18 protein-coding genes, 1 other RNA gene and 4 pseudogenes are annotated in these 23,225 nt (G+C 63.5%); 11 read left to right on the plus strand and 12 right to left on the minus strand.

From position 1 onward, the window contains the following. Window positions 1-111 precede the first annotated feature (111 nt). The 3 genes from J5I97_RS13065 (at window position 112) to J5I97_RS13075 (ending at window position 2,714) form a co-directional block, all read left to right on the plus strand. Entirely contained in the window at window positions 112-2,124 is a 2,013-nt protein-coding gene (locus J5I97_RS13065; protein ID WP_208586964.1) for a M13 family metallopeptidase, read from the plus strand. Window positions 2,125-2,172: 48 nt separating this feature from the next. Continuing rightward, window positions 2,173-2,403 (plus strand): hypothetical protein, encoded by a 231-nt coding sequence (locus tag J5I97_RS13070; protein WP_208586965.1) that lies wholly within the window; start codon window positions 2,173-2,175, stop codon window positions 2,401-2,403. Window positions 2,404-2,638: 235 nt separating this feature from the next. Beyond that, window positions 2,639-2,714: non-coding RNA, sX9 sRNA (locus tag J5I97_RS13075), on the plus strand. Window positions 2,715-2,795: 81 nt separating this feature from the next. On the opposite strand, the gene J5I97_RS13080 is transcribed toward J5I97_RS13075, so the two are convergent. The 6 genes and pseudogenes from J5I97_RS13080 to J5I97_RS13105 form a co-directional block, all read right to left on the minus strand. Then, window positions 2,796-3,494: a rhomboid family intramembrane serine protease gene (locus J5I97_RS13080; RefSeq protein ID WP_208586967.1), complete on the minus strand. Its 699-nt coding sequence runs from the start codon at window positions 3,492-3,494 to the stop codon at window positions 2,796-2,798. 40 nt (window positions 3,495-3,534) lie between these two features. Further along, window positions 3,535-3,720, minus strand: a pseudogene (locus tag J5I97_RS13085) (hypothetical protein); the annotation flags it as partial. Window positions 3,721-3,747: 27 nt separating this feature from the next. Beyond that, window positions 3,748-5,118: a glutathione-disulfide reductase gene (gene gorA, locus J5I97_RS13090; RefSeq protein WP_208586970.1), complete on the minus strand. Its 1,371-nt coding sequence runs from the start codon at window positions 5,116-5,118 to the stop codon at window positions 3,748-3,750. Further along, on the minus strand, window positions 5,115-6,365 hold the full coding sequence (locus J5I97_RS13095) for an NAD(P)/FAD-dependent oxidoreductase (RefSeq protein ID WP_208586971.1): 1,251 nt from the start codon (window positions 6,363-6,365) through the stop codon (window positions 5,115-5,117). The genes gorA and J5I97_RS13095 overlap by 4 nt, the downstream gene beginning before the upstream one ends. A gap of 7 nt (window positions 6,366-6,372) precedes the next feature. Beyond that, window positions 6,373-7,614, minus strand: a complete 1,242-nt coding sequence (locus J5I97_RS13100; protein WP_208586972.1) for a DUF418 domain-containing protein — start codon at window positions 7,612-7,614, stop codon at window positions 6,373-6,375. Window positions 7,615-7,863: 249 nt separating this feature from the next. After that, window positions 7,864-8,343 carry an FKBP-type peptidyl-prolyl cis-trans isomerase gene (locus J5I97_RS13105; protein WP_208586973.1) on the minus strand — a complete coding sequence of 160 codons (480 nt, stop codon included), beginning with the start codon at window positions 8,341-8,343 and terminating at the stop codon, window positions 7,864-7,866. Between the two features lie 47 nt (window positions 8,344-8,390). Here J5I97_RS13105 and J5I97_RS13110 point away from each other — a divergent pair, with 47 nt between their 5' ends. Beyond that, window positions 8,391-9,002, plus strand: a complete 612-nt coding sequence (locus J5I97_RS13110; RefSeq protein WP_208586974.1) for a C40 family peptidase — start codon at window positions 8,391-8,393, stop codon at window positions 9,000-9,002. A gap of 109 nt (window positions 9,003-9,111) precedes the next feature. Continuing rightward, the gene (locus tag J5I97_RS13115; RefSeq protein WP_208586975.1) at window positions 9,112-9,861 is read left to right on the plus strand and encodes a C40 family peptidase; all 750 of its coding nucleotides are present in this window, start codon (window positions 9,112-9,114) and stop codon (window positions 9,859-9,861) included. Window positions 9,862-10,142: 281 nt separating this feature from the next. Here J5I97_RS13115 and J5I97_RS13120 read toward each other — a convergent pair whose 3' ends face one another. The 3 genes and pseudogenes from J5I97_RS13120 to J5I97_RS13130 form a co-directional block, all read right to left on the minus strand. Then, window positions 10,143-10,634 carry an acyl-CoA thioesterase gene (locus J5I97_RS13120; RefSeq protein ID WP_208586976.1) on the minus strand — a complete coding sequence of 164 codons (492 nt, stop codon included), beginning with the start codon at window positions 10,632-10,634 and terminating at the stop codon, window positions 10,143-10,145. Between the two features lie 270 nt (window positions 10,635-10,904). Further along, window positions 10,905-11,678, minus strand: a pseudogene (locus J5I97_RS13125) (class I SAM-dependent methyltransferase); the annotation flags it as partial. Window positions 11,679-11,729: 51 nt separating this feature from the next. Then, window positions 11,730-13,070: a dicarboxylate/amino acid:cation symporter gene (locus J5I97_RS13130; protein ID WP_208586977.1), complete on the minus strand. Its 1,341-nt coding sequence runs from the start codon at window positions 13,068-13,070 to the stop codon at window positions 11,730-11,732. A 140-nt stretch (window positions 13,071-13,210) separates the two neighbouring features. On the opposite strand from J5I97_RS13130, the gene J5I97_RS13135 reads away from it, so the two are divergent. From J5I97_RS13135 to J5I97_RS13155, 5 genes and pseudogenes are all read left to right on the plus strand, one after another. After that, window positions 13,211-14,917, plus strand: a complete 1,707-nt coding sequence (locus J5I97_RS13135; protein WP_208586979.1) for an alkaline phosphatase — start codon at window positions 13,211-13,213, stop codon at window positions 14,915-14,917. Between the two features lie 91 nt (window positions 14,918-15,008). Next, window positions 15,009-16,304 carry a tRNA lysidine(34) synthetase TilS gene (gene tilS / locus J5I97_RS13140; protein WP_208586981.1) on the plus strand — a complete coding sequence of 432 codons (1,296 nt, stop codon included), beginning with the start codon at window positions 15,009-15,011 and terminating at the stop codon, window positions 16,302-16,304. Between the two features lie 31 nt (window positions 16,305-16,335). Continuing rightward, window positions 16,336-16,596, plus strand: a complete 261-nt coding sequence (locus J5I97_RS13145) for an exodeoxyribonuclease VII small subunit (protein WP_208586983.1) — start codon at window positions 16,336-16,338, stop codon at window positions 16,594-16,596. A gap of 1 nt (window position 16,597) precedes the next feature. Next, window positions 16,598-17,473 carry a polyprenyl synthetase family protein gene (locus tag J5I97_RS13150; RefSeq protein ID WP_208586985.1) on the plus strand — a complete coding sequence of 292 codons (876 nt, stop codon included), beginning with the start codon at window positions 16,598-16,600 and terminating at the stop codon, window positions 17,471-17,473. A 516-nt stretch (window positions 17,474-17,989) separates the two neighbouring features. Then, a pseudogene (locus J5I97_RS13155) lies at window positions 17,990-19,112 on the plus strand (M35 family metallo-endopeptidase). 71 nt (window positions 19,113-19,183) lie between these two features. Here the strand turns inward: J5I97_RS13155 and J5I97_RS13160 are convergent. Together J5I97_RS13160 and pmbA are read right to left on the minus strand one after the other, a co-directional pair. Beyond that, window positions 19,184-19,324 (minus strand): annotated as a pseudogene (locus J5I97_RS13160) (DUF4870 domain-containing protein); the annotation flags it as partial. Between the two features lie 232 nt (window positions 19,325-19,556). Further along, entirely contained in the window at window positions 19,557-20,924 is a 1,368-nt protein-coding gene (gene pmbA / locus J5I97_RS13165) for a metalloprotease PmbA (RefSeq protein ID WP_208586986.1), read from the minus strand. Window positions 20,925-21,045: 121 nt separating this feature from the next. Between pmbA and yjgA the strand changes: the two genes are divergently transcribed. Next, complete coding sequence (yjgA, locus tag J5I97_RS13170) at window positions 21,046-21,645, plus strand: ribosome biogenesis factor YjgA (protein ID WP_208586988.1); 600 nt, start codon at window positions 21,046-21,048, stop codon at window positions 21,643-21,645. Window positions 21,646-21,710: 65 nt separating this feature from the next. On the opposite strand, the gene tldD is transcribed toward yjgA, so the two are convergent. Further along, on the minus strand, window positions 21,711-23,156 hold the full coding sequence (gene tldD, locus J5I97_RS13175) for a metalloprotease TldD (protein ID WP_208586989.1): 1,446 nt from the start codon (window positions 23,154-23,156) through the stop codon (window positions 21,711-21,713). Window positions 23,157-23,225 lie beyond the last annotated feature (69 nt).

Genomic DNA, 23,225 nt, shown 5'->3' on the forward strand with positions numbered 1-23,225 from the left:
TGTCGCGTTCATGCAGACGGCCCGCACCGAAGACGAACGGCAGCGCGCGCCTGCACGACGCGTAGCCTTGCTAAACTCCGCCGACTTCAATCTGGCCGCTCTTCATTCTCGATGCCCACCATTCGTCCGCTTGCCCTCGCTCTTGGCTTCAGCCTGATTACGCTGCTTTCCGCCCCCGACGCCGACGCGGCACGCAAGAAAAAGGTCGCTCCCAAGGCCCCAGCCGTGTCGGCGGCCTGCACCGATTTTTACGAGGACGCCAACGCTGGCTGGCTCAAGAGCAACCCGGTGCCGCAGGCCGGCGCCGTCACCGCGTTAGGCCAGCTGTCCGAGCGCGCCCTGCAGCAGCAGCGCGAATTGCTGGACGCGTGGACGAAGGCACCGCAGGGCAATGTGCAGAAACTGCTCGGCGATTTCTGGGCTAGCGGCCTGGATGAAGCGTCTGTCGAAAAAGACGGCTCCAATCCCATTGCGCCCTTGCTCTCGCGCATCGACGCGATCAAGAAGGCCAAGGATGTGCCCGCTTCCATCGCCGCATTGCATCAGGTCGGTATCCCGGTCGGCTTCAACTTCGGCCCGGACGTGGACCTGAAGGCACTGGATCGCCATATCGGTTACTTCATGCAGGGCGGCATAGGTCTGCCCGATCCAGCCTTTTATACCCGCACCGATGCCGACACCCAGGCGCTGATGGGCCGCTACCGCAGTTACGTCAAGCAGATGCTGGCGTTGACCGGCACGCCGGCCGACAAGCTCGAAGCCGATGCCGCATCCGTGCTGCAGATCGAAACCGCACTGGCACGCAGCGCGCAGTCGGTGCAGGACATCAACAACCCGTTCAATAACTACGCGCCGATCGCCACCAAGGAGCTGACCAAGCAATACAAGAACCTGCGCTTGGCCGACTTCCTGGAAGCGCAGGGCGTCAAGGACGACCTGGTGTCGATGACCGACCCGGCCATGTTCAAGCAGCTCGACAGCATGATCGTCAGCATCAAGCCGGACCAGTGGAAGGCCTACCTGCGCTGGCGCGTGGGCGATGCGATGGCGCCGTACCTTTCCAGGAGCTTCCACGATGCCGAGTACCAGTTCCGCGGCCGTCTGCTGCGTGGCGATACACTGCCGCCGCAGCGTTGGCAGCAGGTGCTGGAGGCGATCAACGTCGCCGCCGGACCGATGCTCGGTCGCGAATATGTGGCGCGTTACCTGAGCAGCGACACTCGCCGCCAGGCCGAAGCCATCGCCGAGCAGGTGCGCGACGCGCAACTTGCCGCGCTGGAGCGCACTGGCTGGAGCAACGGCGAAGTGATTGCCGAAGCCAAGGCCAAGCTGGCTGCGATGAAGATCGAAGTCGGCGCGCCACGTCGCGATCTGGATTACACCGTGCAGCCGATGGGCCGTGGCAGCTTCGGCGGCAACATGCTGATCGCCTCGACCTGGCGTCACCACGAGGAAATGAAGCGCATCGGCAGGGGCAACGCCGACCGTCGTTGGGACGTACTGCCGCAGCAGCCGGCGCTGGTCTACGACATCGCGCAGAACCGCCTGATCGTCACCGCCGCCGTTTTGCAGGCTCCGGTTCTGACCACCGGCAGCACACCGGCCGCGCAGTACGGCGCTTACGGTGCACTGGTCGCACACGAGATCACCCGTGCGATCGATGCCAAGGGTTCTCTGGTCGATGCCAAGGGCGAGCTGCGCAGCTGGTGGACGCCGGCCGAGAAGACTAGCTGGACACTGCTGACCGGCAAGGTGGCCGACCAGTTCGCCGCCTACCCGTACCCCGGCGTGCCCAACGTCAAGGTCAACGGCGCGCAGACCGCCGAAGAAAACCTGGCCGACCTGGCCGGTATCGAACTGGCCTGGCAAGCCTTCATCAAGGCCCAGCCGGCGGCCACTGAAGCGGACAAGCAGGCGTTCTTCACTGCCTGGGCCGGCCTGTGGGCACAGCAGTTGTCGCCGAACGAAGCGGTACAACGCGCAAGCGCCGACATCCGCGCACCGGGCCATTGGCGCACCAACGGCCCGCTGTCCAACCTACCGGAATTCGGGGCTGCTTTCAGCTGCAAGCCGGGGGAGCCAATGCAGCGCGTGGATGCCGAGAAACTGCAGATCTGGCGCTGAGTTCAGCGCCAAGCAGTCATTTGAAATAATTGCAGGATGGGCGGATTGATGAAGAACCTCACTCTGGCGGCAACACTCGTCGCGACCATGGCAAGCTGCTCCAAGCTCGGCGATCCAAACGATCACCCCACCTACGGTAAAACAGGGCTACCGAAGAATTGCCGGGCCATCATCCAGGCCAACATCGACGGATACAGGACGCAGCAATATTCGGCCGATGAAGTCATGTCCTCTATAGAAAGGAACTGCGGCGCCAACGGCTACAGCTGGGGCGAGTAACTGAACAAATCCTGGATCGCTCATAATTTTCTTCGTCTATAACGCAATCACTGGAAATAAAAAAGAGCGCGGAATACGCGTTCTTTTTTGTCTGTCTCTCGCGTTTTTCTATCCCACGCAAACCCGCCCCTGCTCTTCGTAGAACGGCCCCGGCGGCAATGAGGCGTTACCGAGTAAGAGCGGATAACAAAACGACTGCGCCGCCAGGCGGGCGCGACCGGTGCTCGGAATCGGCATGTACCACGCGTACATTCCGGTTCCTCCGCGCAGTCCGCATCCACCTGACGACTGCTCGCTACGTTTTGTTAGCCCATCTGTTAGCCCCTCTAAGCCTCATCGCGGCCAAGGCCGCTGCTGCGGATCACGCAAACTTGCCGCTGTCTTGATCTAGCTCAACGCACCACCCGCAGCGGCGGCTTACGACCTTTGCCGCCACCCTTTTTGCCGCTGCTGCCACCGAACGGTGACTGGCCGCGCCAGTAGCGGATCATCAACCAGCCAAACAGCATGCCGCCCAGATGCGCGAAGTGGGCAACGCCCGGCTGCCAGCCGGTCGCGCCCAGGAATAATTCGATCGCACCGAACACGATCACGAAAGTGCGCGCCTTCATCGGGATCGGCGGAAACAGCAGCATGACCCGCTGGTTGGGAAACAACATGCCGTATGCCAACAACAGGCCGAATACGCCGCCCGACGCACCCACGACCGGCGCACCACTCTGGGTGAACCAGGCCATCAACAGCTGGCACACGCCGGCACCGGCGACGCAGACTAGGTAGTAGGTCAGAAAACGCTTCTGGCCCCAGGTCTGTTCCAGCGCTGCGCCGAACATGAAAAGCGCCAGCATGTTGAAGAACAGATGGTTGAAACTGCCATGCAGAAATGCATAGGTCAGCAGTTGCCACGGCATGAAGCTGGCGCCGGGCGAGAACGCATCGAAGCCACTGGAGATCGGCCACAACATCAGCGATGACAGCGCGGCGTCTGACGGCAGCAGCGCCGCGCCCAGATCGCCCAATGCCCATTGCAACAGGAACACGCCGATATTGGCGATCAACAACGCTTTGGTGACGGGCGGCAGTTGGGGCATGACAGCATCCTTCGTAATCCCAAGCATCATAACGGCAGGCTTATGAAGGCCCCCACACGGCCGCATCCAGCCGCTGCGCGGCGCTGGCATAGCGTACACCCTGCTCGACCTGCAGCAGACCTTCGCAGCGCAAGCGCCGACATTGCTTGCGGTAAACAGCCGAGCCTTCGGGTAAGGCGATTCGGCCATCGCTGCGCAGCACACGGTGCCAGGGGAGTTGCCAATCCCTCGCCTGCCCAACACAATTACAACATTAATGCATCAACACAATCTCTTCGGACGACGTGGGATGAATCGCCACGGTTTCGTCGAAGTCGCGCTTGGTCGCGCCCATCTTCACTGCCACGGCGAAGCCCTGCAGCATTTCGTCGGCGCTCTCGCCTAGCAGATGTACGCCAACCACGCGTTCTTCCTCGCCCACGCAGACCAGCTTGAACAGACTGCGCTGCGGTGAGGCGGCCAGTGCATGCAACATGGGCCGGAAGGTACTGCGATAGACGCGCACCGCGCCGTTGCAACGCGCGCGCGCCTGTTCTTCGGTGATTCCGACATGCCCGAGCGGCGGGTGCGAAAACACCACGCTGGGCACGCCTTCATAGTCCATGCGCGCATCAGGTTGATTGCCAAACAAACGATCCATCAACTTGCGACCCGCAGCGATCGCTACCGGCGTCAGTCCGACCTTGCCACCGACATCGCCGATCGCATGGATGTTCGGCACGCTGGTGGTCTGTCCATCGTCCACCAACACCTCGCCCTTGTCACCGAGCGCAACGCCGACCGCTTCCAGGCCTAACCCGGCACTATTGGCACGTCGGCCCACGGCAAAGAACACCTTGTCGAATACGTCGTTGCCCTGCTCGCTGGTGTGTGCCGGATGACCGTGCACACGTAGCGCGCCTTGCGCATCGCGCTCCAGAGCGGTGGTGGTGAAACCGAAATGCAGACGGACACCCAGATGACGCAGGTTATCGGCCAACTGCAACGTCAGTTCGGCATCGAAGCGCTCCAGCAAACGATCGCCTTGCACGAATAAATGCACGCGGCTGCCAAGCGCTTGCAGCAGACCAGCAATTTCCACAGCGATATAGCCGCCACCCACAATCGCCACATGCGCAGGCGCATGACACAGATTGAAGAAATCGTCGGAGACTTCGCCGTGCTCGGCACCGTCCACCTCCGGGCGCAAGGGATGCGCGCCGGTGGCGATCACGATGTGCTCGGCGGTAATCGGCACGCCGTCGCCGCCCATGAGGGTATGACGGTCCTGCAGCACGCCACGCTGCGGGATCAGCACCACGCCATCTTCGTTGAGGCGGCGCCGATAGCTCGCGTGGATGTTGGCGATGTAGCCCTGCCGGTGCGTGACCAGCTCCTGCCAGGCCAGCGTCGGGCGTGGCACATCGAAACCGAGCGCGCTTGCCAGCTCGATCTTGCCGGCCAGATCGGCCCCCAACCACATCGCTTTCTTCGGCACGCAGCCAAGATTGACGCAGGTGCCACCCAACGCGTTCGGCTCCATGATCGCCACGCGCGCGCCATGTTTGGCCGCGCGAAATCCAGCGGCCAGGCCCCCCGAGCCGCCGCCCAGAATCACGACGTCATAGTCGTAACGCGCACTCATGCGAAGCGCTCCGCACGGTAAGGATGCGGGTCCAGCGCAGGTGCGCGCCCCGTGATCAGGTCGGCCATCAGTTGTCCGCTTGCAGTGCTCATGCTGATGCCGAGCATGCCATGACCGGCTGCCAGCCAAACGTGAGGACGGCCGGGCACCGCGCCCAACACCGGCACATCGTCCCAGGTCATCGGCCGCCATCCGTACCAACGTTCGATCACTGCAGGACCGGCCGGCGTGTGTAGATACTCGGCCGCAGCGCGTTCCAGTGCAGCCAAGCGTGTGGGATTGAGTTGCGTATCGTGCCCGGAGAATTCCATCGTGCTGCCGATCCGCAAGCGATCGCGCCAAGGCACCACGAATACCCAGCGATCTTTCAACACCACCGGGCAACGCGGCATCAGCGCTGGGGCGCTGTAGGTGATCGAATAGCCCTTGCCGGCCTGCACCGGCAAGCGCAAGCCCAGTTGCGCAGCCAACACTGGCGACCACGGACCGGTGGCAATGACCACCTCCCGCGCATGCAACTGCCCGTGCTGGGTGTGCACGCAAGCACCGTGGGCTTCGGGCAAGATCGCATCCACGCGGCAGTGCTCGTCGATCGCAGCGCCACGCGCCCACAACACGCGCGCAAGCTCGGCGGTGTAGCGCTCCGGACGCAGATGCGCATCGCCGGGGAAGTGGATGGCTCCTGCGATGCCGCTGCGAAACGCAGGATCCTGGCGCGCGTAGTCGGCGCCATCGATCACCTCCGCCTGGATGCCCCACTGCGCAAGCAGCGTGCACTCTTCGCGGTACTGCGCGAAGCGGCGCGCGTCGCCAAATACGTAGTCCAGCCCGTCGCTGCGGAATTCGCAATCCAGCGCATAACGCTGGACCCAATCGTCAAACCGATGGCGTGCATCGCGTAACAACGCCGCCCGCGCCTGCGCGCTGGTTTGCCAGTCGCACGCATTGCAGCGCCGTGCAAATCGCAGTAACCAGCGCCACAACGCAGGATCCAGTCGCGGTGGGATATACAACGGCGCATCCGGCGTCAGCATCCATTTCAACGCCTGCGCGAGCATGCCTGGTGCCGCCAGTGGCGGCGCATGACTTGGCGTAATGGTGCCGCAGTTGCCGTAAGAGGTGGCCGCGCCTAACGCACCGGCGTCGAGTATGCGCACGTGCCGACCGGCCTCGACCAGCGCCAATGCGGTAGCCAGACCAATAGCGCCGGCACCGACGACCAACACATCGACACGTGCAACGGTCATGTGTGCGCTACCCAACACGCGCGCTGCCGCGCCACATCGGTGGCACACGCAGATAAGTCACGCTGCGCCACAGCCATTCCATCGGCCCGAAACGGAACCAGCGCAGCCACAGCTGGCTCAGCACCGCCTGCAGCGTGAACAGCGCAAGCGCAAACGGCAGCTGCCACACCCGCGACAACTGTTCGAAATAGCCCAGCCCGTAGCCGTAAAAAATCCAGGTACACAACAACGACTGCAGCAAGTAGTTGCTCAATGCCATGCGCCCGGCCGGCGCAAGCCAAGCCAAGTAAGGTGCCAGTCGCACAACCCACGCTGCATAGCCCAGGCTCATCAGCGGCCCGGCAATCAGCGACAATGCGAATGCGCCCGCGAGACGCACATCCAGACGTGCCGGATCGATCCACGGCTCCAGCGCATAACTCACCAGCATCGCACCCAAGCCGAGCGGCAACACGCCATAACGCAACGTTGCAAACAGGCGCGGGAAGCGCTCAGGCGTAGCGATCGCACCGCTGCGCACAAACCAACTGCCCAGCAGAAACATGCCGAGCATGGCAGGGCCGTTGATGCCGAGCCCGGTCATCGCTCCCTGCAAGTCGTGCCAACGTTGCAGCGTGGCCTGCAGATAGGTGCCGCTTCCGAACGCGGCGCGTTGCGCCTGCACATTTGCCACCGCCTGTTGCACGGCGTCGGCCATCGCAGCTTTCCATTCCACTGCAGATGCCGGATCGGCCTGCGTCACCGTCTGTGCCGCGCCATACAGCAGGATCAAACCAGGCGCACAGAGATAGACCAGCGCTGCAAACCACGGCAGCGTCACCGTTGGCACCGTGCGCGCCGTCAGCAGCAGCAACCCCAGCAGCGCATAGGCCACCAGGATATCGCCGGACCATAGCAGCAATGCATGGGCAAGGCCGATCACCAACAGCCCGACGGTACGACGCAGGTACATGCCGAGAAACGCGCACCCGGCCTGCTCGGCGCGCTGCGCCATCACCGCAAAGCCCATGCCGAACAACAACGAAAACAGCGTATGAAACTTGCCCTGCACAAGCACATACACCAGCGCATCGGCAATACGATCGGCGCCGTGCCAATGCGGCTCCACGCCGGTCGAGGCCAGATCGAGCGGGCCGACGAAGGCTTCGATATTCATCAGCAGGATGCCAAGCAGCGCGAAACCGCGCAGTACGTCCAACACAAAGATGCGCTCGGTCGCGGCAATGGGCAGTAAATCGCGTTGTGTCATCACGGCTCAGACAACAGGATGCTGCGTCGCGCGTCGCAAAACGCAAGCGGCCCGCCGAGGCTGCAGGCCGTCAGGGGCACAGCCATCACCCACAGTGGCCAGCAAAGCGGAGCGAGCGACTATCACGTGAACGAGGACGGCGTGCGGGAACGAAGTGTCTGATCGAAGTGTCTGAAGGACTGTACGCAGCAATCCCGAGCATCGTCGCCGCCATCCAGGCAGCTGCGCAGCAGCCTGGATGGCCCGATCTCAGTGGTGATGACCGCCATCGCCGTGCACATGGCCGTGGTCGCGCTCTTCCTGCGTCGCTTCACGCACTTCAATGATCTCCACAGCGAAGTGCAGATCCTTGCCGGCCATCGGATGATTGAGGTCGACATCGACCACACTCATGCCGACCTTCTGCACCGTCACTGCGCGCGGACCGAAGTTGGTCTGCAGCACGACCTGGGTGCCAGGCACAGGCTTGGTGGCGCCGAAATGCTTCTTGGGTAAGCGCTGTCTCAGGCCTTGGCGGTATTCGCCGTAGGCCTCGGTAGCCTTGACGTCCACGCTGAAGCTCTCGCCGGCTTCTTTGTCCATCATGGCCGCTTCCAGGCCCGGAATGATGTTGCCGTGACCGATCATGATCGCCAACGGGTCACGTTCCTTGGAGCTCTCGATCGGCTCCTGGCCAATCTCGGAAACGGTGTAATGGAAGCGGACGACGCTGTCTTTTTCGATCTTCATACCTGAGCTCTGAATGGTCTGCCCGGTAGCAGACGGTTGAGGACGGCTTGTCGGCCGCCGGGTGCACCGCCATCATGGCGGCCTTTCCAACCGCTCATTATCCCGGCTCCATGCATATCACGCCAGTTGTCGCCGCCCGCGCCCATCGCGCCGCCGCGGCCAGTTTGCTGTTGGGCCTGTTCGTGCTGCTGGGCGGGTGCGCACAGACGCCGGTGCGTCGTCCGGCCGCTTCTCCGCCACCGGCCCCGCGTGTCTGGCCACAAGTGCCGCCGGCGGACCCGGCCGCTGCGAACACCATCTTGATGCGCGCACTGAGCCTGGTCGGCACCCCGTACCGGTTCGGTGGCAACACGCCGGAAACCGGTTTCGACTGCAGCGGGCTGGTCACCTATGTCTACAAAGATATGTTGGCGTTGTCGCTGCCACGCACCTCGCGCGAACTGGCTGCAGTCCAGGGTCCGCGCATTGCGCCGGAAAAACTAGCTGGCGGTGATCTGGTGTTTTTCGGCTCCAGCGGCAACGTGACCCACGTCGGCATTTACGTCGGTGAAGGCCGCTTTGTGCATGCCCCCAACACCGGCGGTACAGTCCGCCTGGATTTCCTGGACGGCGCTTACTGGCGCGACCATTATTCAGGGTCCAAGCGTGTTTTACGCTGAAACATGACACACATCGCAAGTAACCAAACGAAAACTTAACTATTTTTGAACGTAACAATTCTTTCATCAAGGCATCATCGCGCATCGACAGCAAATGTGTGATTCCCGCGTGACGAACGACGAACAGATCAAAACTGGCGCCGCACCGCTTCCGCCCCGGAAATCGCTCCGCCTGTTGTGCGCCACCGCTCTTTGGCTGGCAGCACTTCCTGCTATGGCGCAAACTGCCAACAGCACCCCATCCGCTCCGCAGACGACCACGCCAGACAGCGCAGTCGCCACCGATAAAGCAGCAACCCGCGGTCGCGCCGATGCCGCCGCCACCGCAACTCTGGCCGCTTTGCTTCCGCACCTGGCTGCCAATGACGCCATTCCGCTGATGGACCGCTCGGCGATGTTCGCCGGGGACCTCAGCCGCCTGCTGGCCAATTACGACGTTTCGCAGAGCGCCGCCAATGCTGCCCAGAATGCCGTGGCCGATAGCCGTGTCCAGGTGATCCTGCAACGCGCCATGGCACTGCTCGGCACCCCATACGCCTGGGGCGGCGAGTCCGCCGAAGGTTTCGACTGCAGTGGCTTGGTCGGCTACGTGTTCAAGACCGCACTGGGCATCGATCTGCCGCGCGTCTCGCGAGATATCGCGCGCGACGAATCTGCCGAACTGATCAAAGATCCGAGCGCGCTCAAGGCAGGCGACCTGGTGTTCTTCGGCAAGCGTGGCCGTATCGACCATGTGGGCCTGGTGGTCGGTGACGGCAAGTTCCTGCATGCACCCAGCCGCGGCAAGGATGTGCGCGTGGATTCGCTGGCCAGCGGCTACTGGAGCGAGAAGTTCATTCAGGCGCGTCGGGTACTCTGACCCGAATGCTGCGATGTACCTACATCGCAGGCGGAGGCCGCGGCAATCCTGCGGCCTTTTTCGTGGTTGACCAAGTGCAGACTGACCAGCTTGCGTGAGCGTTTGGTGGCAGGCTGTGGAGCTGCACCACGATGAGTACGCGACTGCCGAGTGATGCGTGATTGAGCGTACGGCACCGCAAGACCGAGACGGTGTGGCGTCTGCGCGGTGCGATGCCACAAACGTGTCAGCCCTGCCCTGCTACTGCGCAGATCACACCAGGCATTGTAGCAGCGCACAAATCAACGCGCGGTATCGGCATGGTAATGGGACATGGTGTGCTCGATGCCTTTGCTCAGTTCCATCACTTTGAGCGCATACTCGGCTAGGCGTTGATCCTCTGGCGTGTCCGGCTGCCACAACGGCACTTCCACCGGCGTGACGCCATGCGAGTCCATCGCCACGAACACGATGATGCAGTGCGTGCACAACCGCGAGTCGCCACCCATCGGGCTGCGTGCCCGCACATCGATGGCGAAATGCATGCTGGTGCGCCCGGTGTGGACCAGCTTGGCCGACACCGCGACCAGATCCCCGATCCGCACCGGCGCCACGAAGCGAATACCGCCCACCGCCACGGTGACGCAGTAATGCCCGCTCCAGCCGCTGGCCGCGGCAAAGCCCACCTGGTCGATCCACTTCATCACCACGCCGCCATGCACCTTGCCGCCGAAGTTGACGTCGCTGGGCTCGGCCAGAAAACGAAATGTCAGATCACGCTGTTGGCCAATCACCGCCCGCCCTCGTCAATGGATGAGCTGGCAGTGTGCCATGCAGGTGGGACGTCGATGCACCAGGTTCTCTAGCTGACGCGCTTGCTGCGGTAGACCAAGCAAGCAGCATCGATTGTTCGAGGTGCACGCTTTCCAGCGAGCATCATGTGCTGTCGCGCTACGCGCCATGCTGCTTCGTCGCCTAGGAGCCATACATCAGACAACTCGATCAATGTCTACCGCAACGCATAACGCATTAGTTGGGCCCGGCACTGCGCTCATTCGATCGCTTACTGCCTCAACGTTATCCTGCTTGTGCAAACACAACCATGGAAAATGCTGCTGCCGCAACTTGAGCATGCCTCGCAGGCGCGCAGTCCAACGCCATGGGCCCAACAGCAGATGCACTGCGAATCGGTCGAAGGTGGCGTAGGTGTGTTGGTGGTAGTGCTCGGCCAGTGCGGGCACACCCAGGTTGGTGAAATAACGCAGATTGCGCGCAGCGCTTTCGCTGGCGCGTTGCCGATTCGCTTAGAGCCAGGCTGTCAAGAACATGCAACTCGCCGCCGTTGCGCAGCTGAGCGAGCAGACGGATAACCGGCGCCGCAGGGTCTGCGAAATACTGGATGCACGCAGGGATGACGATGACATCGAAGTCGTCACCTAGCAGCGCCTGCGCTGGATATCGGCAGCGATGAAGCTCAGGCGTTGGTCGTGGCCAAACATGCGTGCGGCCTGGGTGAGTTCGGTGCGATTGACGTCGATACCGCAGACGTCGCGCTGCAGCGACTGCGACAGCAGATGCGACAACCAACCATTTCCGCAGCCCAGTTCGAGGATCGCGCCCTCGCCGGCATGTGTCTGCAAGGTGCTGCACCAGCATCCTGCTGGACAGCGCGCGCCTGCCGTTCCAGATTCGCACCGAGCTTGCCACTCGGGCGCGGCCTGCGCGTCGGTGTAGAGCCGAGCTTCCTTGCGCCGGATCTCCAGATACTGTTGCTCGAATGGATCCTCGGCCCAACTGCGCTGCACGAATACGCCATCGCCACTGTCCAGCTCGGGCAGCTGCTACGGCCGATCGCGCAACGCAGGAAATCCAGGCGCCATCAAGGGTACTCAGCGCTGCGGCGTGGCGCGATCGGTCGGCGGATCTTCCAGCCCGACGTTGTTCGATGCCGATTCGTAGATGCTCCTGTCGAGCAAGCCGGTTTCCTTGGCTACCAAGACAGGCACCAACATCTGTCCGGTGACGTTGGTCATGGTGCGCATCATGTCGAGGATGCGGTCGATCGCATACAGATAGCCGATGACTTCCAACGGCAGATTGGCCGCACTCAGTACCACCGTGGCCATGATCACCGCAGTACCCGGAACGCCAGCAGTGCCGAAGCTGCCCAGCACTGAGGCGATCAACACCACGAAGTATTGATTGGCAGTCAGCGGCACGCCGGTGTATTGCGCGATAAATACCGCACACAGCGCCGGGAAGATTGCACCGCAGCCATCCATCTTGATGCTGGCGCCAAGGGGCACAGCGAAGGCTGCGTAATCCTTGCTGACGCCGAGGTTATGCGAGATCGAGCGCATTGCTACCGGCATGGCGGCAAAGCTCGACGAACTGACGAATGCCACCTGCATGCCCGGCATCGCGCCGCGGAAGAACTTCCATGGGTTCAGCCCATGCAGCAGCAACAAACTGCTGTAGACCACCGCAATATGGAACGCGCAGGCCACATACAGCGCCAGCACGAAGTTGCCGAACGGCAGCAGTTTCTCGAAGCCATAGCTACCAACCAGGCTAGCGATCAGACCGAAGGTACCGAGCGGGGTCATCTCCAGCACGAAGCGGGTGACCTGGATCATGATGTCGCTCAGTTGCGCGGTGAGCTTGCGCGCCTCGGCCACGCGCTCACCTAGCTTGACCATCGCAAAGCCCAGCAGCGCAGCGAAGAAGATCACCGGCAGGATCGAGCCGCGGCCTGCGGCCAATACCGTCTCGCCCACCGCATTGGTCTTGGTGCCGATGCCGGTCAGTGCGTAGAACGGGTTGGACGGCACCACATCCAGCAGCACCTGAATTGGGCTGGGCACATCGCGCGGTTTCCAGGCCGAGTCAACGCTCAGGCTGAAATGGCCGGCGCCAGGCTGCATCAGCGTGCCGACAGCAAGGCCCACGCCCACCGCTAGCGCCGCTGTGATGACGAACCACAAGAACGTGCGCCCACCGAGCGCGGCAACGGATTTCTGCCCATGCAGCGAGGAGATCGCATTGATCACCGCGAAGAACACCAGCGGGATCGCGATCATCCTGATCAGCGTGACGTAAAGATCGCCGAGCGGGCCAAACCACACATCGGCCGCCGGGCCCACGGCCCAGCCAGCCAGCGCGCCGAGGACGAAGCCGGCCGCTACGCGCTGCCAGAACGGAATGCGCAACCAGGCCGAGACCAATGTCATGCGTCGAATCATCCGGGGGAGAGTGCATGCACCATAGCCCAGGCCCGCGCCGCCCGCGAGACCACGACTGGAACAGCGCTGTGTCATCCGTGTGACGCCAAGCATCCCGGCATAATGGCGTTGATTCAGTCACGAGTTCGATGCCGATGCGCTACCGCCTGCCTGCCCTCGTCGCCCTGACCACGCTGTGCGTGGTCGCCTGCGCCTCCACTGCCGGAACCAGCGCCTCTGCGCCCGCGTCGGTGCGGGTGGAGGTGCCGCAGGTGACACATCCCGCTGGCGAGACGCCGCAATGGTGGTACCGCTCCGGCGCGGCGCGTGCGGCGGGCAATGGCGCCATGGCCGGCCGCGCGCGCAACGTGATCCTGTTTCTGGGCGATGGGATGAGCCTGACCACTGTGGCCGCCGCACGCATCCTGGACGGCCAGCGCAAGGGCGAGCCGGGCGAAGAGAACCTGCTGTCATGGGAACGGTTTCCGGCTACCGCCTTCAGCAAGACTTACAACACCGATTCACAGACGCCGGATTCGGCCGGCACCATGACCGCCATCACCACCGGCGTGAAGTCGCACATGGGCGCGATCGGCGTCAGTAGCGGCAACCGCAGCGACTGCGCCGACAGCCTGGGCAAAGGTCTGTTGAGCTGGCTGCAACTAGCCGACAGCGCCGGCATGGCAACCGGCATCGTCACCACCACCCGACTCACCCACGCCACCCCGGCTGCGACCTACGCCCATTCGCCGGACCGCAACTGGGAAAACGACACCGACCTGCCCGCCGCCGCACGCACCGCCGGCTGCCAGGACATCGCCCAGCAATTGCTCTGGACCGCGCGTTACGGGCGCGGCCCGCAAGTGGTGCTGGGCGGCGGACGCAGCCAGTTCCAGACCGTGCAGGAGCGCGACCCTGAATACGACGACAAGGTCGGCCTGCGCCTGGACGGCCGCGATCTGATCGCCGAGTGGAAGCAGGAGCACCCGCAAGGCGCATATGTATGGAACGAACAGCAATTAAAGGACGCTACCGGTGCGCCTGCGTTGCTGGGCCTGTTCGAGCCGGATCACATGCAGTTCGATCACGACCGCAACCGCACTGCGCAAGGCGAGCCCAGCCTGACCGAGATGACGCGCACCGCGATCCAGTCGCTGTCGCGCGACCCGAACGGCTTTGTGCTCATGGTCGAAGGCGGTCGTATCGATCACGCCAACCACGCCGGCAACGCCTACCGCGCACTCGACGAAACCGTCTCGCTATCCGATGCGGTGCGCACCGCCGTGCAGACCGCGCCACCGGACACGCTAATCATCGTCACCGCCGACCATTCGCACACGCTCAACTTCGTCGGCTACCCGGTGCGCGGCAACCCGATCCTGGGCAAGGTGCGTGGCACCGGCGGCGAAGAAGGCGACCGCACCCAGCTGGCCACCGATCTGACCGGGCAGCCCTACACTACGCTGAGCTACGCAAACGGCCCCGGTCATACCGGTGCCAGCAACGCGCAGCCGGCCGGCCCGAAGAAATTCCCGCACGAACCCAGCAGCAGCGAACCCGCATCCGGCCGCCCGGACCTGACCCATGTCGACACCGAGGCGCCCAGCTACATGCAGGAATCGCTGGTACCGACCAAGTCCGAGAGCCATGGCGGCGAAGACGTGGGCATCTGGGCGACGGGCCCGGGCAGCGCGGCGTTTCGCGGCACCTTGGAAGAGAACGTCATTTACCATGTCATCGTGCAGGCCACCCCGCGCCTGCGCGAGCGCCTGTGCAAGGCCGGCACCTGCGACAGCGCCGGCGTGCCGGTGGGGTTGCCGAAGCCGACCACGTTCGAGACTGCGACCAAGCAGTGATGTACAGCGCTGCGCGTGGCGGGACCGGCACTGAAGACACATCGCCGCCGGTCGCAGCGCGTTCCAACGCCGTTTCGATCTGCATGTCTCGATGACTGCACTGTCGTTACCCGCGACACCGCCCGGACCGGTGCTGATTGCCTTCAGCGGCGGTGTCGATTCGGGCGTGTTGCTGCATTTGCTGGCGAAGACGCCACGCTATCGCGATACCGGGCTGCGCGCGCTGCACGTGCATCACGGGCTGCACTCCGATGCCGACGCGTGGGCCGCCCATTGCCTGAGTGCATGCGATGCGCTGCAGATTCCGTTGCAGATCGTCCGTATGCAGGTCGCACGCGACAGCGGTCTTGGCCTGGAAGCGGCGGCACGCAACGCGCGCCATGCAGCGTGTGCGCAAGCACTGGCATCAGGCGAATGGCTCGCGCTGGCGCACCACCGCGACGATCAGGCCGAAACGTTTTTGCTGCGCGCGTTGCGTGCCTCCGGCCCGGATGGATTAGCGGCGATGCGCGCGCAGCGCCCGTTCGCCAACGGCATGTTGTGGCGTCCGTTATTGGCACACGGTCGTGCCGACGTGCTCGCTTATGCACGGGCGCACGGGCTGCAATGGATCGAAGACCCCAGCAATGCCGATACACGCCACGACCGCAATTTCCTGCGCAACCAAGTGATTCCCTGGTTGCAGCAACGCTGGCCGCAGGCCGCCGATGCGTTGGCGCGCAGTGCGCAGTTGAGCGCCGATGCCAGCGATCTGCTGCTGCACGACGATCTCGCACTTCTGCCCAGTATGCGGACCGCAAGCGGTGCACTGGATCTGCAACTGCTGCGTGGGCAGCCAGCGGCACGTCGGCCGCGTTTGCTGCGTGCCTGGGTTAGCGCAGGTCATGCACCGCCCCTGCCTGCGCATGGCATCGCTACGTTGCAACAGGAAATCGACAACCACGCACCGGATCGGCAAGCCCGCTTCGCCTGGCAACAGGTAGAAGTGCGTCGCTGGCGTCAGTGCCTGTATCTGCATCGCCCATCCGCGACCTGGCCGTCGGACTGGCAAGCGCATTGGGACGGCGAACATCCTCTGCAGCTGCCCGACGGCGCGCAGCTGCAATTGCATGGCCCACCCGGCCTGCGTTTCGCGCAACCGCTGCGCGTGCGTGCGCGCCAAGGCGGCGAACGCATCACATTGCCGCTGCGCACGCATTCGCATCAACTCAAGCATCTGCTGCAAGCGCTGGATCTGCCACCGTGGCAACGCCAGCGGCTGCCCGTCTTGTGGGCCGACAAGCATGTGCTAGCAGCCGGGGATCGCATCATTTCGGCGAGCTTGAACGACTGGTTGCAAGCCAACGCCGCCTATCTGCGATGGCGCCACGACGCCACTGCGAATTGACCCGCCTGCGCGCGCGCCGCACACTTTAGCGATGGCCAAGAAGTCCTTGAACGAAACCTCCCCGGTTGCCCGCTTCGAACAGTCGTTGGAAGAACTCGAGCAACTGGTGCAAAAGATGGAAGTCGGCGACCTGAGCCTGGAGCAATCGCTCACGGCCTACGAACGCGGCATCGGCTTGTACCGCGATTGTCAGCAGGCGCTGGAGCAAGCCCAATTGCGCGTGCGCTTGCTGACCGACCCCGCCCGTCCCGAGCTTGCCGAGGACTTCCAAACGCCATCTATGGACAGCTGAGGTGAGTTCAGCGCTGTTCGAGCACTGGGTCGCTCGCACCGAATTTCGCCTGGAGGCCTGTCTGCCGAGCGCGACACGCGCGCCGCAACGCCTGCATGCAGCGATGCGACACGCAGTGCTGGGCAGCGGCAAACGCATGCGGCCGCTGCTGGTATACGCAAGCGGTGCGTTGTTCGGTGCCGACGAAGACAAACTGGAGACGCCCGCCGTCGCGGTGGAGCTGATTCACGCCTACTCGCTGGTGCACGACGACCTGCCGGCAATGGACGACGACGCGCTGCGGCGCGGCCAGCCTACCGTGCACATCGCCTTCGACGAAGCCACGGCAATTCTGGCCGGCGATGCGTTGCAGACGCGCGCCTTCGAACTGTTGGCCGGCGCGTCGGCCAGTGCCGAGCTGCGTGTCGGCTGGCTGCAGAGTCTGGCGGCCGCTGCCGGCGCTGCCGGCATGTGCGGCGGCCAGGCACTGGATATCGACGCGACCGGGCAGGTGCAGTCGCTCAGCGATCTTGAACGCATGCACGCGCTCAAGACCGGCGCCTTGATCCGTGCTGCGGTGCGCATGGGCGCACTGACCGGCAGCGCCGCGCCTGCCGACCAGCAACGTCTGGACAACTTTGCCGATGCGCTGGGCCTTGCCTTTCAAGTGCGCGACGACATTCTGGATGTGGAATCGAGCTCGGCGCAGTTGGGTAAAACCGCCGGCAAGGACGCGGCGCACTCCAAGTCCACCTACCCCGCCCTGCTCGGCATGGAAGGCGCCAAAGCCAAATTGGCCGAACTGGCGACACGCATGCACCAGGTGCTGCAGCCTTACGGGCAACCGGGTGACACGCTGGCCAGGCTGGGGCGCTTCGCGGTGGACCGCGTGCGCTGAGCGTGACGATCAAACCGAGCGTATAGCCGCGGAGCTTGCACGGCCCCTGTCAGCAACCAGCAAAACCTTGTTGCGCACGCTCATTGCCTGGTTCACGCACGCCGTCGGCCGCGGCCGCGGCTGAGGGCTGGATCGCAACGTTTCATCCAATCGATTGCCACGGCCAACCTCAGCGCCAATCAACGATATCGATCCTAATCGCGCAGCGGTGTGCGCACTCAGCGCGCCAGCTCCCCGTCGATGGATGAAACGCGTTCGTCCCGCAGGAGCGCCATGTCACAAAACGTCAATTTTTTAATGAAATTTAAACCAAATTAATTTCATCAAAGTCAGCCCAAATCCGCGAAGTCGATCTTATTTTTTATCTGATCATCAACATACGTAATTTACCCTCAGGCTTTCAAGCCGCCGGAGCGACAAAAGCAGCACCAATTGCGCGCCTTATCGCGCCTGCTCGCGCTGACAAGGTTGACCTACCCGCACCTGCGGACATCCCCCCGAACGCATGGAGAGTCACTGGTAAAAAACGTTTTTCTCGCAACGTTTGCAGCAGGCACGCTGGCCGTCGTTGGCGTGCTCGGATCGGCGCAAGCGCAGTCCGTACGCGGCCCGGTTCCGTTGACCATCGAACTGACACCGGTCGCCGACCAGGCTGGCCGCCATCAAGGCAGGATTGCCGTGACCGTCACCAACACCGGCAGCCAGATCGCCCGGATTCCGGCCTATCACTATCAGCTGCCGCTGAAGTCGCTGGACAACGGCATCCTGGCAGTGAGCCGCGATGGCGCGCCGGTGAACTACACAGGGCGTCTGATCAAGCGCGGCCTGCCCAAGGCGGCCGACTTCACCATTCTGCGGCCGGGCCAGAGCGTCAAAGGCGAAGTCGATCTTGCTGCGGCCTACGAGGTATCGACCAGTGGCAACTACACCATCCGCGTCAGTTCACCGTTGCAGTACGCCTCGCTGGCTGATGGCAGCTGGCTGATGGCAGCCTGCTGAAGACCGCCGATGGCAAGACGGCGCGCCGATAGCGCACCGTCGACGGTTTGGCTGGACGGCGTCAACCGCGGCATGCAGCGCCAGATGGCAGTCGGTCTGACTGCCGTGGTCAACGGCGTCAATTGCCTGAACCTGCAGTACCACCCGCACTACCCAGGCCGGCAGCGCGATCACGGCCGCCCGCAGCTACTCGCAGAACGCGCGCAACTACCTCAATGCCGGCAGCACCGGTGCGCACTACACACCTGGTTTGGGGCCTATAGCGCGTCGCGCTAAAGCCGCGTCAGCCAGAACTTTGTCGCCATCGACAATACGCTGGACCAGAACAACGGCCAGATCACCATCAACTGCAATTGCAGCGACAGCGCCTATGCTTATGTCTATGCAAACGCGCCTTACGAGATCTATGTCTGCAACGCATTCTGGAGCGCTCCGCTGCAGGGCACCGACCCCAAGGCCGGCACGCTGGTGCACCAGATGAGCCACTTCACCGTGGTGGCCGGTACGCTGGACCGCGTCTCTGGTCAGTCCGGCGCGCGCAGCCTGGCGATCAGCAACCCGGCCCAAGCAATCGCCAACGCCAATCGCCAACGCCGACAACCACGAGTACTTCGCCGAGAACACCTCGGCGCAAAACTGATCGCGACATCGTCTGAAACCGACAAAGGCACGGCAGCGATACCGGGCCTTCACCTTTCACTCTGCGCTGCATTACTTGATCAGGCGCAACGTGAACGGATAATGATAATACTGACCGTTGTTGGCCTTGACCGCGGCCAGGATGCAGAGCGCCAGATTGGCGATCCAGACCAGCGTCGGCATCAAGAACACAATGCCGAACGAGACGATGGTCGGGAGTAGCAACGATTCAGCCGACCACCAGTGCAGAAAAACATTGTCTGGCCCGCTTTCCAACAATGCGATGGTTAGCTCGGCGAAAGGCCAGCCGCCGCTGTAGCTGGGACCTAGGTAGTCGAGTGATCCATGCCTTGCCGTGCATTGGCCCATACTGGCGAACCAGCTAGCGGGCGAACACTCCCACGCCAGTTATGGATGGCAGCTACGTAACCGTCTTGTTAGCCGCTTAGCTGTCGCCTGCCACTGTCATGCGGTTGATCAGCACCGAGCCGATCTTGACGTGCGAACGCGGATCGACATCGTTACCGACCGCTTCGATGCCAGCAAACATGTCGCGCAGATTGCCGGCGATGGTCAGGCCGTCGACCGGATAGGCGATCGCGCCGCTCTCGATCCAGAAACCGCCGGCGCCGCGCGAGTAATCGCCGGTCACTGGGTTGACGCCGTTGCCCATCAGTTGGGTGACCAACAGGCCGCGCGACATGCCGGCAATCAGCGAGGCCAGATCGCCCGCATTCGCGGTGACCTGCAGGTTATGTACGCCGCCGGCGTTGGCAGTGGTCTGCAAGCCCAGCTTGCGCGCCGAATAACTACCCAGCACGTAACGCTGCAGCACACCATCGGTGATCAGCGCCGAACGCCGAGTGGCCACGCCTTCGCCATCGAAGGCGGCCGAACGCAGCCCGCGACGCAGATGCGGCAGTTCTTCGATGCCGAACCACTCCGGGAACAGTTTGGTGCCAACACTGTCGAGCAGGAAGCTGGCCCGGCGATACAGCGCGCCGCCAGAGACCGCGCCGAGCAGATGGCCGACGAGTGAGCGCGCCACTTCCGGCGCAAACAACACCGGCAGCTGGCCAGTCGGCAGCGAACGCGGTTGCAGGCGTGCCAGGGTGCGCACGGCAGCGCGGCGGCCGATCGCTTCGGGCGCTTCCAGGTCTTCGCGTGCCAGTGCACTGCTGTACCAGCCATCACGCTGCATGCTGTCGCCTTGACCGGCGATCAAGGCGCAACTGATCGAATGATGCGTGCCGCGCTCGCGGCCGATGAAGCCATGCGAGTTGGCGTACACCGACAGGCTGAGCCCGGTGCTAGCCGAGGCGCCATCGGAATTGCTGATGCGCGCATCGGCCTCGCGGCCGGCGGTTTCGCAGGCCAGCGCCAGGTCCACCGCGGTGTCGGCGTCCAGCGCCCACGGATGCCAGCTGTCCATTTCGGGGAAGTCGCGCGCCATCAACTCCGGGTCGGCCAGGCCGGCGGCCACGTCGTCTTCGGTATAACGGGCGATCGCGCAGGCCTGCGCAACCGTGGATTCCAGGCTGGAATCCTGCAGGTCGGCGGTGCTGGCGCTGCCTTTGCGCTTGCCGAAGTAAACGGTGACCGCAATGCCGCGGTCGCGGGTAGACTCGACCGTCTCCACATCGCCCAGCCGCACGTTGACGTCCATGCCGCGCTCTTCGCTGCAGCTCACTTCGGCCTGGGTGGCACCGGCCGCACGGGCGCGCTCAAGCAAGCGTTGCGAGATGTCGGTAAGCGCGTCCAGGCGCTGCAAGCTGTCGTCGTTGACACGGGTTTCGGAGGAGAGTGCGTTCAATGCTTTATCCTTTTGATGCGGATCCTGGTTGATGCGGATCCTGGATGCGGATCCCTCCGCAAGAACCCTGCCATCCATGGCCGGACTGTCTAAATAACTACGTTTTTGGGATGTATTGGCAATGCGCGGACGCGACGAAGATACCGGTGAATTTCGCGGCGCCAGCCGTAGCCAGCAGCGGCGCGAGGCGCTCGAAATTTTCGACTTGGGTGAGAAGCTGGTGGCGCTCACCCCAGCGCAGCTGGCCAAGTTGCCCGTGCCCGAATCGCTGATTCCGCATATCGAAGAAAGCAAGCGCATCACCTCGCATATTGCGCACAAGCGGCAGCTGGCGTTTCTGGCCAAGCACATGCGCCGCGAGGACGACCAGACGCTTGCAGCGATGCGCGATGCGCTGGATGCCAACAGCGACACCGCGCGCCGCGAAGTGGCTGCGATTCACCGCGTCGAGCGCTGGCGCGAGCGCCTGCTGGCCGACGGCGACGTCGCACTGGCCGAACTGCTGGCAACCTACCCGGACGCCGATCGTCAGCAACTGCGTCAATTGGTGCGCAACGCCATCCACGAGCGAGCCAAGAACAAACCGCCGCGCGCTTACCGCGAGCTGTTTCAGGTATTGCGCGATTTGTCCACGCAATCCGGCGAGCAAACCGATGCAGACGGCGGAGACGTCGATATCGACTATGCGGGACCGGGGAACGGGGATCCGGGAACGGAGTAACTGCAAGAGCGACAACCACTGGCCTTCTCGGCTTCCGGGTTCTGGGTTCCAGGTTCCGACCGATATCACGCCTGCGTTCCACCCACCGTGATGCCATCGATCAACAGCGACGGCTGACCGACGCCGACCGGCACGCTCTGCCCGTCCTTGCCACATACGCCCACACCTTCGTCCAGCGCCAGGTCATTACCGATCATGCGCACCTTCTGCATGGTTTCCGGGCCGTTGCCGATCAACGTTGCGCCCTTCACCGGTGCGGTGACCTTGCCGTCTTCGATCAGGTAGGCCTCGGTCGCGGAGAACACGTACTTGCCGCTGGTGATGTCGACCTGGCCGCCGCCGAAGTTGACCGCGTAGATCCCTTTCTTGACCGAGCGGATCATCTCTTCCGGGTCATGCTGGCCAGCGCGCATGTAGGTGTTGGTCATGCGCGGCATGGTCAGGTGCGCGAACGACTCACGGCGACCATTGCCGGTCGGCGCCACGCCCATCAGGCGCGCGTTGTGCGTGTCCTGCATATAACCGACCAGCACGCCGTCTTCGATCAGCGTGGTGCACTGGCTGGGAGTGCCTTCGTCGTCGATGTTGAGCGAGCCGCGACGGCCGTCCAGGGTGCCGTCATCGACAATGGTCACGCCCGGGGAGGCAACGCGCTCGCCGATGCGGCCGGCGTAGACGCTTGTGCCCTTGCGATTGAAATCGCCTTCCAGGCCGTGCCCGACCGCTTCGTGCAGCAGCACGCCGGGCCAGCCCGGACCGAGCACCACCGGCATCACGCCGGCCGGTGCGGGAATCGCGTCCAGATTGACCAGCGCCTGACGCAGCGCTTCGCGGGCGAAGCCTTCCGGGCGACCGTCAGCGAACAGCTCGGCATAGCCGTAACGCCCGCCGCCGCCGAAATAGCCGGATTCGCGACGCCCGCCGTGTTCGACGATCACTTGCACATTCAAGCGCACCAGCGGGCGCACGTCGGCAGCCAGCACACCATCGCTGCGCGCGATCAGCACCGTGTCCACGCCACCCGACAGGCTCACCATCACCTGTTTGACGCGCGGATCTGCCGCGCGCAGGTATTGATCGATCCGGCGCAGCAGATCGACCTTAGTGGCGCTGTCCATGTCGTCGATAGGATCGGTGGCCGGGTATAGCGCACGGCCATTGCCATGGACCAGCGAGCGGGTGGAATGGGCCCCGCCCTCGCGCGAGATCGCGCGCGCGGACTGCGCCGCTTCCAACAACGCGTCGCGGTGGATGTCGTCGGAATAGGCAAAACCTGTCTTCTCGCCGGCGATCGCACGCACGCCCACGCCTTGCTCGATGGAGTGCGCGCCGTCCTTGACGATGCCGTCTTCCACGCTCCAGCTCTCGCGCCGCGAATGCTGGAAATACAGGTCGCCGAAGTCGATACCAGGGCCCAGCAGGGCGCCGAAGGTACGGTCCAGATGGCCGGCATCCAGGCCGGAAGGAAGCAGCAGCCGGGCTTCGGCCAAAGTGAGAGCGTTATCGGTCATGCAGTTAGGATGGGGCCCGCGCGGCGAGGAGACAAGTCGTCCGGCTGAACATACGGCGCGGCTATCATC

Origin of the sequence: Xanthomonas fragariae, from assembly GCF_017603965.1 — a bacterium.
GTDB lineage: Bacteria > Pseudomonadota > Gammaproteobacteria > Xanthomonadales > Xanthomonadaceae > Xanthomonas > Xanthomonas fragariae_A.

Excerpts from the sequence above, each read along its gene's own strand:
- J5I97_RS13065 (WP_208586964.1), top strand. The coding sequence starts at position 112 with ATGCCCACCATTCGTCCGCTTGCCCTCGCTCTTGGCTTCAGCCTGATT.
- J5I97_RS13070 (WP_208586965.1), top strand. The coding sequence starts at position 2,173 with ATGAAGAACCTCACTCTGGCGGCAACACTCGTCGCGACCATGGCAAGC.
- J5I97_RS13080 (WP_208586967.1), bottom strand. The coding sequence starts at position 3,494 with ATGCCCCAACTGCCGCCCGTCACCAAAGCGTTGTTGATCGCCAATATC.
- gorA (WP_208586970.1), bottom strand. The coding sequence starts at position 5,118 with ATGAGTGCGCGTTACGACTATGACGTCGTGATTCTGGGCGGCGGCTCG.
- J5I97_RS13095 (WP_208586971.1), bottom strand. The coding sequence starts at position 6,365 with ATGACCGTTGCACGTGTCGATGTGTTGGTCGTCGGTGCCGGCGCTATT.
- J5I97_RS13100 (WP_208586972.1), bottom strand. The coding sequence starts at position 7,614 with ATGACACAACGCGATTTACTGCCCATTGCCGCGACCGAGCGCATCTTT.
- J5I97_RS13105 (WP_208586973.1), bottom strand. The coding sequence starts at position 8,343 with ATGAAGATCGAAAAAGACAGCGTCGTCCGCTTCCATTACACCGTTTCC.
- J5I97_RS13130 (WP_208586977.1), bottom strand. The coding sequence starts at position 13,070 with ATGACATTGGTCTCGGCCTGGTTGCGCATTCCGTTCTGGCAGCGCGTA.
- J5I97_RS13135 (WP_208586979.1), top strand. The coding sequence starts at position 13,211 with ATGCCGATGCGCTACCGCCTGCCTGCCCTCGTCGCCCTGACCACGCTG.
- tilS (WP_208586981.1), top strand. The coding sequence starts at position 15,009 with ATGACTGCACTGTCGTTACCCGCGACACCGCCCGGACCGGTGCTGATT.
- J5I97_RS13145 (WP_208586983.1), top strand. The coding sequence starts at position 16,336 with ATGGCCAAGAAGTCCTTGAACGAAACCTCCCCGGTTGCCCGCTTCGAA.
- yjgA (WP_208586988.1), top strand. The coding sequence starts at position 21,046 with ATGCGCGGACGCGACGAAGATACCGGTGAATTTCGCGGCGCCAGCCGT.
- tldD (WP_208586989.1), bottom strand. The coding sequence starts at position 23,156 with ATGACCGATAACGCTCTCACTTTGGCCGAAGCCCGGCTGCTGCTTCCT.